The following is an 11,538-nucleotide window of genomic DNA, read 5'->3' on the forward strand; positions in this document are numbered from 1 at the left end:
TTGCCGTAGGAGTCCGCGGCGCGGATGCGACCGTCGGGCCGGTGGATGATCACCTCCCCGCGCTCGCGGACCGCGGTGCCGCGGGCGGCCGCCGCCGCGCCGGCCTGGGTGTCGTGGGTCGAGCCGACCCGCGAGGCCCCTTCGCGGCGCGTCGCCCACCCGTCCCCGTGAGGCACGACATGGATACGCTTGGACAATCTCGTCTTCCTTCTGCTGGCGGCGCGAGGGCCATCCCCCGGTCGCACAGCCAAGATCGCTGAGAGTCGCGATGTCGTCAATACTCACATTGATAATGTGATTAATACGAGCAAATGCTTGTCTCGTTGACAGCGGGCGTGAACAGAGTGCAAACATCCGGGATGGAGCGGACCCTCATCAACGTGGCCTTCGGGCGCGCCGTGGCGCGCCGGCGCGAAGAGCTCGGGCTTACCCAGGCCGGCCTGTCGGCGCTTGTGGGACTCTCGCGCGCTTCGATCGCCAACATCGAGAAGGGCCGCCAGAACGTGCTGCTGCACCACGTCTATGACTTGGCCGCCGCTCTGAAGATGGGCCGCGTCGGCGACCTGCTGCCCGCCCGGCCGCAGCCGGCCAAGGCGCCGCAGGTTGAGGTGGCGATCTCCGACCCCACGGTCTCCGCGAGCGCCGTGGCGCAGCTCACTGACATGGTCACCTCGGCGCTGGCCGGGCGCGAGCCCGGAAAGACCGGCGCATGACGATCGCGACGCGCGAGGCCAACCCGGCGGCCGCCCGCAAGGCGGCCCAGGACCTGCTCAACGCCTTCTCGGTGCGCGGCGCCCCCGTGCCCGTCGAGAAGATGATCAAGGCCCGCGGCATCGCCCTGCAGTACGCGCCGCTGGACGAGGAGCTGTCCGGCATGGCCTTCATCAAGGATGGCGTCGGCATCATCGGCGTGAATGCGCTGCATCATCCGAACAGGCAGCGGTTCACCGCGGCCCACGAGCTGGCGCACCACGTCCTCCACGCGCCGGAGATCACCGAGATGATGCACGTGGATCGCGGCTTCCGGGTCCTGCACCGGGACCAGTTGGCGGCCCAGGGCACCGACCCCCTGGAGATCGACGCCAACGCCTTCGCGTCCGAGCTTCTGATGCCCCGCCAGTTCCTGATCGAGGCCATCGGCGACGCCGGGATCGACGTCGACGACGACGCCGCCGTACAGGCGCTGGCGCGCAGGTTCAAGGTCAGCGCCTCGGCTATGCGCAACCGCCTAAGCGGCGGCTGGTACTAAGGGGGCGCGTCGTGGGCTACGTCTTCTTCGACACCGAGACGACGGGCCTCCAGGAAGGCTTCGACCAGATCGTCCAGCTCGCGGCGATCCACACCGACCATGAGCTCCAGGAGTTGGGGCGCCTGAACGTGCGGTCCCGCCTACAACCGCATGTCGTGCCGCATCCGCGGGCCCTGCGCGCCAATGGCCTGACCATCGGGCAGCTGACGGACCGGAGCCTGCCGTCGCACTACGAGATGGTCTGCCAGGCCCGTCGCCAGCTGCTGGCGTGGTCGCCCGCGATCTTCGCCGGCTTCAACTCGATCGGCTTCGACGAGAAGATGCTGCGCCACGCGCTCTTCCAGTCGCTGCATCCGGCCTATCTGACGAGCAACCACCAGAACGGGCGCGGCGACGCCTTCGGGCTCGTCCAAGCCGCCTGCGCGCTTACCCCCGGCTGCCTCGTGGTGCCCCGAAAGGCCAATGGCCGCCCCACGTTCAAGCTCGACCTCCTGGCGCCCGCGAATGGCGTCGAGCACGCCGGGGCGCACGACGCGATGGCCGATGCCCGCGCGACGGTCGAGCTGTGCCGGATCGTGAAGGCGCGCTCGCCGGAGGCTTGGGAGCGGTTCGTACGCCTGTCGAACAAGGCCATGGTCGCCGAGCTGGTGGATGGCGAGGACGCCTTCATACTGACGGAGTTCTTCGGCGGCGAGCCCTACCATCGCGTGGTCGCCTGCATCGGGCAGGATCGGTACCCGACGGGACGCTTCTGCCTGGACCTCTCGGCGGACCCTGACTCCTGGCGCCAGCTCTCGGACGAGGAGCTGCACGCGGCGGTGGCGCGGACGCGGAGCCCCATGCGGCGCCTGCGGACGAACAGCGCGCCGACGCTCACGCTGCTCCACGAGGCCGAGGATCACCTGCTTGAGGGGATCGATCCCGTCGAGGCCGAGGCGCGAGGCCGGGCGCTGCGGGCGGACCGGCAGCTCTGCGCGCGCCTGATCGCCGCCTACACCGCGGGGTGGGAGGAGACGGAGCCGTCGCCTCATCCCGAGCTTTGCCTGGTCTCGGGCGGCTTCCCCAACGACGATGACCGCGACCGCTGCCTCGACTTCCAGGACGCGGGTTGGCGCGGACGGACGGAGATCCTGGGCCGGCTGGTGGATCCACGGCTGCGCGCCTTCGGCCGGCGGCTACTTTATAGCGAGCATCGGTCCCTGCTGTCGGACGCCGAGCGCCTGGCCGCCGACGCCGAGCTGGCCGAGCGCCTGCTTGTGGATCGCGGAGGCCCGCTGACGCTCGGCAAGGCCCTGGCGGAGACACAGGCGATGCTGGAGGACGAAGTCGGCGATCCGGCCGGCAACCTCGCGGGGTACCAGGGCTGGCTCGTGGCGCGGATCGGGCGGGCGGAGGCCTTCCTCCGGCAGCACGGGGCGCGGGCCGCATAGCGGCGAAGGCCTCTGCGGTGCGCTAGCATCCCCCTGGCCTCGCAGCTATCTCAACAGCCACGCTACAACCCCGGGGGTTTGCCCATCCCGCAGCATCTCGAATACGGCTGGGTACGGCTATGGCTCCCCATCGACAGGGTGGGGGGCTCCGAGCCGCGTGCTCTGGACGGCGATAGCCGAAGTGGTGCCACCCTGGCGCAGCTGGCGGAAGAGCCCTGCCTCGTCCTGCTGGGCGCTCCAGGCATGGGGAAGACGCGAGAGGCGGAGGCTGCAGCGACCAGCCTTCGGACCGCCGGCGAGCTGGTCAGCGTCGTGCAGCTTGGCCGCCGGGCCGACCCGGGCCAAAGCCTGGTCGACCTGCTTGACGGGACAGCCGGCGTGGCCTGGAGGGAAGGGGGGCGCGCCTGGCACATCTTTCTTGACGGCATCGACGAGGCGGCTGGCGGCGCCGCCGGCGTTGAGGGCCCCCTGCGCCGGTTCCTGCAAGCCCTCATCGCCTCCGGTGGCCCGCTGCCCCGTCTACGCTTGCGGCTGCTTTGCCGGACGGTGGAATGGGCGGCGGCCCTCGATCGCGTCCTCAGCCTCATCTGGCCCGAGACCGAGATCGGTCGGCTTCAGATCGCGCCGCTCTCCGAAGAGGATGTGCGGCAGGCGGTAGATGTCGTCACGGGCGACGCCAAAGAGGCTGATCGCTTTCTCGAGGCGGCGAGGCGCAGCCGCGTCGAGGCGCTCACGCAACGGCCCGTCTCGCTTCGGCTCCTCACCGAGCTGTTCCACGAGCAGAACGATCTGCCGCCGGGCCAGTCGGAGCTGTTTCGGCGCGGCCTCCAGGCGCTTCTTGAGGAGCCGGATCCCGCGGTGGCGACGCGCGTGCGTCGTGGCCCAACCGACGTGTCCGAGAGGCTGACGGTCGCGGCGCGGATCGCCGCCGTCACGACATTCTCAGGCCTGACTCGCGTCTGGACGGGCGCCGCCGGCTCGAGGCCCGCGGGGGCCTTCAGCCTGGCGGACATCGCTGGCGGCTCGGAGCGCGGCTCGGCTTACAGCTTCCCGGTGAGCGAGGAGGACCTGCTGGAGGTTCTGCGCAGCCCCCTCTTCGTTGCGGTGGCGCCTGACCTCTTCGGGTGGGCACACCAGACCTTCGCCGAGTATCTCGCGGGGCGGTATCTTCTTGAGCACGGTTTGAGCGCGCAGGAGGCGCTGAGCCTGCTTGCTGTGCCTGAGCCCGGGGCAACCGGGGGAGTGGCGCCGCAGCTGCGGGAGGTCGCCGCCTGGATCGCGACCGACTCGGAGGAGATGTTCGAGCATCTGCTCGCCGCCGAGCCTGACGTCTTGCTGCAGAGCGACGTCGCGGCTGCAGGCCCGGACCAGCGCGCTCGCCTTGTGCAGGCGCTGCTGCAGCGCCTCAACGATGGCGAGCTCGTGGATGCTTACTTCGGCCTCGTCCACCTCTTCGGGCGGCTCGCCCACGAGGGCTTGGGCGGACAGCTTCGCGCCTTCATCGAGGACCGCGGGAACTCAGAGTTCGCGCGACGCGCAGCCATCGACATCGCCGAAGAGAACCGGCTGGACGAGCTAGCCGCGCCGCTGGCGTTGATCGCGCTCTCCCAGAACGAGCCGACGCTCCTGCGAAAGGATGCGGCCTACGCGGTCGCCAAGCTGGCGGATCCGCGGGCGAAGGCCGCGCTTGCCGGAGTTCTCAGCCAGGACCTGCGGGCCGACGTCGATGACGAGCTGAAGGGCGCGGTCTTGGCGGTCGTGTGGCCGGACTACCTAGATATGCCCCAGCTGCTGCGGGTGCTCGCGCCCCGCAAGAGCTCAAATCTGATTGGGCACTACTCGCTCTTCCAGAGGCAGCTTGCATTTGGAGAGCTCTCTGCGCCTGACGCGCTCGCCGCCATCGACTGGCTGCGCGGCCATGTGGCTGCCGAGATCAACGACTTCAGCTGGCGCGGCGTCCTGAGCAAGGTGTTCTGGGCCGTGGCCTCCCGGCTGGATGACCCCCAAGTCCGGGAGGTGCTGGCTCACTTCATCGCCGAGCTGCTCGGAAACCCCGGCAGCTGGATCTACGACGGAGACCCGACCGACGCCGATGATGGCGGAACGCCCGCGTGGGGTGGCGGTCCCGCAGATCGGCTTGCCCTGGTCCGGCTACTGCTCCGCCAGGCGAGCGACCCCATCCAGATGGCGCGCCTGGCGCCCCATTTTGTCGCGCGGCTCGTCGAGCCCGGCGACCTCGATGCCTACCTCGCAGCCCTTCGCGAGGAGGGAGATGAGGCTCAGGGCCGCGCCCTGGTCGAGGTCGTCCTCAGCATCGCTAGGCAGATCCCGATCGATGATCTCGGCTCGGTCTGGGACCTGGCGGAGAGCCATCCCGCTCTGCACGCCGGGCTGGAGGCGACATACTTCGTGCCGCTGGACTCCCAGGCCGCGGCCTGGATGCGAGACTCGCTCCGCCGGAGCCGTGAGCGGGAGGCCCGCCAGGCCCAGACGTCCGAAGGCGCTTCCCGAGCCGACGCCGGCGCGAGGGCGCTTCTCGACCAGATCGAGGGTGGAGACGCCGAGGCCTGGTGGCGCCTGAACCTCCAGCTCTTCGTGTCCGACGCCGGGCGTTATGAGGCCGAGTACGAGTTCCTGAGCGATCTCAAGGGCGCGCCGGGCTGGGCGCGACTGGCTCCTCAGGATCAAGCGCGCGTCGTCGCCGCCGCCGAGGCTTATCTTCGCAACGCGAAGCTGACCACGTTGCGATGGCTCGGCAGCAACTCGCACCACCGGCCCGCGGCCGCGGCGGTGCGCGCCTTCCGCTTGCTTGCGGAGGAGCGGCCCGAGCTTCCGGCCAGCCTTCCGGCTGAGGTGTGGGCGCGCTGGGCGCCCGCCCTGATCAGCTTCTTTGACAACGACGTGAATGCGGCCGCGCCGACGCTCGCGGCCCTCGCGACCACCGCCTATGCAAAGGCGCCTGCCGCCGTCATGCGGTCGCTTGCGCGGCTTGCCCTCGGCCCTCGCTCAGAGGGGCTGCCGGAGCGCCCCCTTGATCTGCTCTCCGGCGCAGTGGACGCCCGCCTTCTGGCCTTCCTCGAGCGCGTGCGGCGTCGCCCAGGCCGCAAATCCGCCCGCGAGCCTCACCTCTATGCGTTCCTGGTGCGGTCCGGCGGCAGCGAGACGATCAGGGCCCTGCTCGACGCTCTCAAGGCGCCAGCGCCTTCTGAGGCCTTGGAGGCGGAGGGCCCGCTGTCGGAAGGCGTTCGCGCGGCAAGCGAGCTAGTTCGGGAGGGCGTGCCGGAGGCATGGGACGCGCTGCTCGAGCTGGGGCCGCGCGATGCCGAGCTAGCGCGTGCGATCTGGAGCGAGCTTGCGCAGCAAGTGGCTTTCCGGCGCACCGCCTCGATTCTGGACCAGCCGGAAGCGACGCTTGGTCAAGCCTACCTTGAGCTCGAGAGGCTCTTTCCCGAGCGGCCGGATGACACCGGTGGGGCGCGGTTTCTGTCGGCTGTCGACTATGTCGAGCGGCTGCGCAGTGGGCTCGTCAGCCAGCTTGTCGCTCGCGGGACCGAGGCCGCCGTCATGGCCCTCGAAAGGATCTCGGCCGCCCATCCGGACATCAGCTGGCTTCCGTGGCGCATCCAGGAGGCGCGTCGCAACTTCCGCGCTGTGGCGCGGCGGCTGCATGCGCCCGCCGAGATCATCGCGACGATCGCCGCCTTTCGCCCACCACTCCCGCGGCGGGACGAGGTGCGCGCGGCGCAAGCCGCAAGCCGGCCGCGCCCTGCGCCGGACGGCCTGGAGGCGCCGCCCACAGAGCCCGACGGTCCCGCCTCGCCTGGAGAGTCGACCGCGCCGGACGGTGTCGCCACCGCGAGGCGTCGGTTGAGGATCCTGGCTGTCGCCACCGAGTGGAGCTCCGCGCATGGTGGCGTCTCGACCCTCAACCGCGAGCTCTGCGTGGCCCTCGCGTCCCTGGGCCACGAGGTCAGATGCGTGGTTGTGGACCCAACGGGGGAGGAGACGACAGCGGCGGACATGCTCGGCGTGAGTCTAGTCGCGTGCCCGAAGGGCCTGTGCATCCCGGAGGACCAGCGCTTGCTGCTGGTGCGCAGCCGCGACCTGGAGGGCTTCGCGGCCGACATCGTCCTCGGCCATGACCACGTCACCGGCCCAGCGGCCCTGCGCATGGCCGAGGAGCTTGGCGCGGCCTACGTCCACATGTTGCATACCGTGCCGGAGGAGGCGGAGGGCCTGAAGAGCCGCTCGGCTGGACCTGGACGCGCGCTTCTCCGCGGCGATGACAAGGCGAACGACCAGATCGCGCTGTGCCGCGCAGCGCAGCTCGTGGTCGCTGTTGGGCCGAAGATCCACGCGTCGATCGCCGTGCGCCTGCCTCGTGGAAGCCGCTTGGTCGAGATCGTCCCGGGCCTGAATGAGGAGCTGCTGTCTCACGAGGCCGACGTCACGCAGCTTCCCAGAAGCTACGGGCTGATGAGCGCGCGCATGCAGGACGCTGACCTTAAGGGCGCTCGGCTTGCCTGCGAATGCTTCCGGGAGGCGGGCCTGGCCCACGCGTGGCAGCCGGGAGGCCGGCCGCACTTGATCCTGCGAGGCTTCTCGGATCGCGCCACGGAAGAGTTCGAGCAGGCGATTGGCCCGCGCGACCAGTTCAGTGAGTGGGTCTACACCCGCGGCTACACGGAGGACGTCGCCGAGATGCACGAGGACATCCGGACGGCCTCGGTCGTGCTTATGCCGTCACGGACGGAGGGCTTTGGGCTGGCCGGCCTCGAGGCGATCGCAGCTGGCGTACCGGTCATGCTCTCGCTTGAGAGCGGACTAGCGGAATACCTGTCCCGGGCCGTCGCTACCCGCCAGATCGACGAAGCGCTCATCGATGGCTGCATCCTGGGCGTCGTGGGCCCTAGCCCGGCCGTGACGTCCGAATGGGCGGGCAGGGTCGGCACCGTCTTGCTCGATCGCCCAGCGGCGTTCCAGCGCGCCCGGGCGCTGCGAGATGCGCTCCGACCGATGATGAGCTGGCCAGCGGCGGCGGCGTCGTTCTCAACGGCCGTGCAGGACATGCTGGCGCAGGGATCGGGAAGCTAGCGCCGCGCCACATCCGGGCGGGCCGGCGCCTACCAAGCCGCGACATCGTCGGCCGGCGCGGCCTGGTCGCCGCTGTCGGTCACGAACACGAAAGGCAGCCCGAACAGCGAGGCCTCATGCACGAGACGGCGCCGGCCTTCAGGGCTCTCGCGGTCCCAGGTCGCTTGGGCTAGCCGCAGCGGTGGCTGGTGGTCGAGGCGGGGACGCGCGACGCGGTCCATGCTGTTGGGCCATCCAGGTCGCGACCGGCAAGCTCGGCGCGGAATCGGGATCAAGGTAGCGCCTCATCCAGGCGAGGGCTCGCGCCCCTAGTCCACGCCGCTATGAAAGCAGTCGGCTCTCGGATCATTGAAGTTGTCGCCGATCGCTCCATTCTGAAGACCCAGCGAATGCAGATTCAACACCGACATGTGCAGCCCGTCCTACTGGCAGAGGGATGAACGTGCATATGTAGCCAAATGGCAGTTCACGTCGCGGTCTATTAGACCGGCGCGGTGCTAGCCACGTGGAGTTAGTGTCCGCTTCCCGGCCCGATCCCAATGTCCGCACCTGGCGCGATGCAGACTGTAGCTAGCCGAGTGAACCCTGGGCAGCGGCTCGCGCAACAGCTGCGAGGCGACCTAGCTAGAGGTGGCCATACCTCATGCCAGCAAGCCCAACAGCGACCCCCGTGGACGGCGCACGAGCGCGTCGCGTGTTCGTGCCGGTTCAGCACAACGCGTAGCGGCGTTCGCGGCCTGTCCCGCAGCGGGGTGACATACGGCCCGTCCCGGGCCGGGTAGGCATGCGCCACGGATCGAGACGAACGGGTCCCTGAAGAGCCGATCGTCCTTCGAGTCTGCCGCGCCCAGCGGCCGCCGTTGCCGCCGGGCCTCTGGCGGGATTCAGCGTCGCGCGCGCCGCAGCAGGCGGCTTGAGCGCACAACGAGGGAGCCTTTGGGCGATGGTGAGGTTTGGCATCCTGTTCACGGACGAGTACGAGGTCGCCCCGGCTCTGCTGGCGCAGATCCGCGAGGAGGGCGGCCTGAGCCAGCGCGAAATGGCGCGGGTGCTGGATCGTTCCCAGAGCCACGTGCAACGGATGGAAACGCGGCAGCGCACGATCGAGTTGGTCGAGTTCTGTAAGATATGTCGCGCGTCGGGCGTCGATCCCGCACAGGCGCTGCAACGCTTCGTCGACGCCTGGGACGAACAGTCCCGCAAGAGCGCCGCCTGAGGTTCAGCCCCCCGACGCACCGGGCTCACGGCGCGCCGGCGCACGTGTGTCCGGGGCCGCGGCCCCCGCGGGCGGCTCGAACCCCATCGGCAGGAAGCCGCGCAGGAAGGACTCCACCGCCACGGTGACAGGTCCCGAAATGCGCCGCTGACCTGCCTCCATCTCGAGAATCCGGCTGCCGCCGTGCTTTTCGAAGGACGTCAGTCGAAGGGCCTGGGCGAGGGTGGCCGGGGACCATCCAAGGGCCTCTCGGGCCTGGCGCAGGTGGTGTCCGTTTTCAATCAAGGTCGACACTCCCAAGGGGAATGGACGCAGAGGTCCACAAGTCCAAATCCTCTTGCCCGGAGACGTCCGCTCGGCACGGGCGCAGGGCCGTCAGACCGGTGCGTGCGGCCAGGCGGTGGTCCGCAACCCGCGCGAACGGGCCGTCCCATAGAAGCTCATCGGGCCAGGCGCATTCGGAGCCGGGTTGAGGCATCGGGCGGGCGGGGAGCCAGCGCGCCTGCGACGCGCGCGGCGCCGGCGCCGCGGCGCGCCGCCGTAGCGCCGCCACCAGGGCGGTCATGTCCGGTCGGGCGGCATAGGCCGAAGCCCACGCGGCGAGTCCTGGCGAGTGCGCCTCTTCCGCCGGCGACAAGCCTTCGGCCGGGTTGGCCGCGTCGTCGTGTTCCATGCGGAGCACGCGGCGGACGGCGTCCAGCCGAACGCCGCGACCGCGCAGCGCCAGGAGGAGGCGGAAATCCGGAACCGACGCGCCGGGCTCGACGGGCGCGGCCACCCCTTCTCGGGAACGCGGCGGATCGCACCGCCGGACAGTGCGGACGATCAGGCCGATCGTCTCGCGCAAAGCCCTCATCTCCCAAGCGGAGGCGGTCATCCGAAGACGCCCGCGGCGCGCCCGTTGCAGGCCGCGTCCGAACGCGGCCGCGCGGCCGTCGAGCTCCTGCTGCCCGAGCCTGCTGTCGACACCACCATGCGCCAGGGCCTAACAACCTCGGGCGCAGCCCGCTGTACCCTTCGGCAGGGGCCGCAGTAGGTGAAGCGGCTCCACCCGGACGTATCTCACCACAGGCCCAGCCATCGCAGCCGCCGATCCCCGGCCGCCGCGCTGTTCGCCGGACGGCCCAAGCGCGTCGCGTCGGTTCGGGGCGGGGAGGCGGAAGGGATGTCCCATGCCTCGGTGACGGACCCTCGCGGCGACGCCGGATGTTCGTTTGGGACACTCATGCAGATGGGCACGGCGAGATAGTCGGTGACGTCCACCACGACGGTTCGAAACGGTGTCTTCGAAGCGCAGGTCATCGGACCTGCGCCCTTGCGCTTGCGGCGGGTGAAGGGCGCGGCGCGCCTCCTGAACCGGAAGGGCAGGGCGCTGGCGCACGCCGCGCGTGGGTTACCGCCGCCACGGACCGGTCCCTGACGGCCTCCCTCACGCGACGGCGCCGATCTGCGCTTCAAACTCCGCATCGGACACCTGCATGCGGCAGACGAGGACACTGCATCCCACCGAGTCGATCAGATAGGCGCCGCTGCTGCCTGACCACCAGCGGTCCAGCAGGCTCTGGCGGCGGTGCCCGACCATCACGAGGTCGGCGCGGAAGCCGCGAGCATGCGCGGCGATCACCGCGGCGGGTTCTCCGGCCTCGACCGTGCCGCTGGCACGCAGGCCGAGCCGCCGCAGCCGCGCCAAGCCCTGGTCGAGCAAGGGCGCCAGATGGGCGCGGACGGGCAAGGGATGGATCCCGTCGGCCACCTTGATGGCGAACGGCTCCCGTTCGATGATCAGCAGGTAAACCTCAGCCCCAAAGGCGCGCGCCGCCAGCGCCCCCTCGCGGAGTGCGGCCAGCCCTTCCCGGGTGCCGTCGCTGGCGAGCAGGATCCGCGCGTACACTCCCATGCCTCCACCGGGCAGCTTGTCGCGCTGCTTCGACCTTGATCATAGCTGGGCACGTCCCGCCCACCTGTCGCCCACGCTGGGGACAGCGGGCCTGCGCTTGGAACCGGCGGCCGGCGGGTTCGTCCGGCCTCCGCGCAGCGCGGCCGCGAACCCGACGTCACTTGGGATAGGGGGCGCGCTCCGAGAGCACCGCGCGCAGAGCCGCTTCGAGGGCGCGTTCCGCGTACGGTTTGTCCAACACGAGGCGTTGAGCGTGTCGCTCGACGACGCCCTGGACCCCATAGGCGGTGGCGAACAGGAAGGGGATGCCGCGTACGTCTAGGGCGTCGGCGACGGGGAAGACGGCAATCCCGCAGAGATTCACGTCCAGCACCGCCGCATCCAGGGGGTGGGTGGCAAGGAGCTCGAGCGCTTCATCGACGCTGACGGCGGGGCCCACGACCTCGCATCCCAAGGCCGCCAGCCGATCTTCGAGCAGGAGGGCCACGAGGGTTTCGTCCTCCACCACGAGGATGCGCGCATCCCGCAGTCTGTCGGCGTCGGGCCGCGCCGCCGCACCCAGCCCGCCGCGGCGCGGTGCGCCCGCGGCCCCGCTCACGGCCCAACGGATGTGGAGCGGCGCGAGCTGTTGGCCGATGGCGCTGTGCATGGC

11 protein-coding genes are annotated in these 11,538 nt (G+C 70.2%); 5 read left to right on the top strand and 6 right to left on the bottom strand.

All coding sequences use genetic code 11. The features are described from left to right. Nucleotides 1-197 (bottom strand): DUF2188 domain-containing protein (locus tag AX721_RS04185; RefSeq protein ID WP_068874775.1); only part of this gene is annotated, 197 nt, incomplete at its 3' end. Nucleotides 198-359: 162 nt separating this feature from the next. On the opposite strand from AX721_RS04185, the gene AX721_RS04190 reads away from it, so the two are divergent. From AX721_RS04190 to AX721_RS04205, 4 genes are all read left to right on the top strand, one after another. Further along, a complete protein-coding gene (locus AX721_RS04190; RefSeq protein WP_068874776.1) occupies nt 360-713 on the top strand; it encodes a helix-turn-helix transcriptional regulator in 354 nt (117 codons plus the stop codon). Next, complete coding sequence (locus AX721_RS04195; RefSeq protein ID WP_068874777.1) at nt 710-1,249, top strand: ImmA/IrrE family metallo-endopeptidase; 540 nt, start codon at nt 710-712, stop codon at nt 1,247-1,249. Before AX721_RS04190 ends, AX721_RS04195 begins: the two co-directional genes overlap by 4 nt. Nucleotides 1,250-1,260: 11 nt before the next feature. Beyond that, nucleotides 1,261-2,679, top strand: coding sequence for an exonuclease domain-containing protein (locus AX721_RS04200; protein ID WP_068874778.1), 1,419 nt, complete (start codon nt 1,261-1,263; stop codon nt 2,677-2,679). A gap of 78 nt (nt 2,680-2,757) precedes the next feature. Beyond that, nucleotides 2,758-7,773, top strand: coding sequence for a glycosyltransferase family 4 protein (locus AX721_RS04205; protein WP_068874779.1), 5,016 nt, complete (start codon nt 2,758-2,760; stop codon nt 7,771-7,773). A gap of 29 nt (nt 7,774-7,802) precedes the next feature. Here AX721_RS04205 and AX721_RS04210 read toward each other — a convergent pair whose 3' ends face one another. Next, a complete protein-coding gene (locus AX721_RS04210; protein ID WP_068874780.1) occupies nt 7,803-7,994 on the bottom strand; it encodes a hypothetical protein in 192 nt (63 codons plus the stop codon). Between the two features lie 722 nt (nt 7,995-8,716). On the opposite strand from AX721_RS04210, the gene AX721_RS04215 reads away from it, so the two are divergent. Beyond that, nucleotides 8,717-8,989, top strand: a complete 273-nt coding sequence (locus AX721_RS04215) for a helix-turn-helix domain-containing protein (protein ID WP_068874781.1) — start codon at nt 8,717-8,719, stop codon at nt 8,987-8,989. A gap of 3 nt (nt 8,990-8,992) precedes the next feature. Here the strand turns inward: AX721_RS04215 and AX721_RS04220 are convergent, their stop codons facing one another. The 4 genes from AX721_RS04220 to AX721_RS04235 all read right to left on the bottom strand — a co-directional run bounded on the left by AX721_RS04220 (nt 8,993) and on the right by AX721_RS04235 (nt 11,535). Next, entirely contained in the window at nt 8,993-9,274 is a 282-nt protein-coding gene (locus AX721_RS04220; protein WP_068874782.1) for a helix-turn-helix transcriptional regulator, read from the bottom strand. After that, on the bottom strand, nt 9,267-9,836 hold the full coding sequence (locus AX721_RS04225; RefSeq protein WP_156467002.1) for a hypothetical protein: 570 nt from the start codon (nt 9,834-9,836) through the stop codon (nt 9,267-9,269). The genes AX721_RS04220 and AX721_RS04225 overlap by 8 nt, the downstream gene beginning before the upstream one ends. A 582-nt stretch (nt 9,837-10,418) precedes the next feature. Continuing rightward, nucleotides 10,419-10,886 (bottom strand): universal stress protein, encoded by a 468-nt coding sequence (locus AX721_RS04230; protein WP_369807891.1) that lies wholly within the window; start codon nt 10,884-10,886, stop codon nt 10,419-10,421. 157 nt (nt 10,887-11,043) lie between these two features. After that, nucleotides 11,044-11,535, bottom strand: a complete 492-nt coding sequence (locus AX721_RS04235; RefSeq protein ID WP_082765763.1) for a response regulator — start codon at nt 11,533-11,535, stop codon at nt 11,044-11,046. Nucleotides 11,536-11,538 lie beyond the last annotated feature (3 nt).

The organism is Phenylobacterium sp. CCH9-H3, assembly GCF_001557235.1.
Lineage (GTDB): Bacteria > Pseudomonadota > Alphaproteobacteria > Caulobacterales > Caulobacteraceae > Phenylobacterium.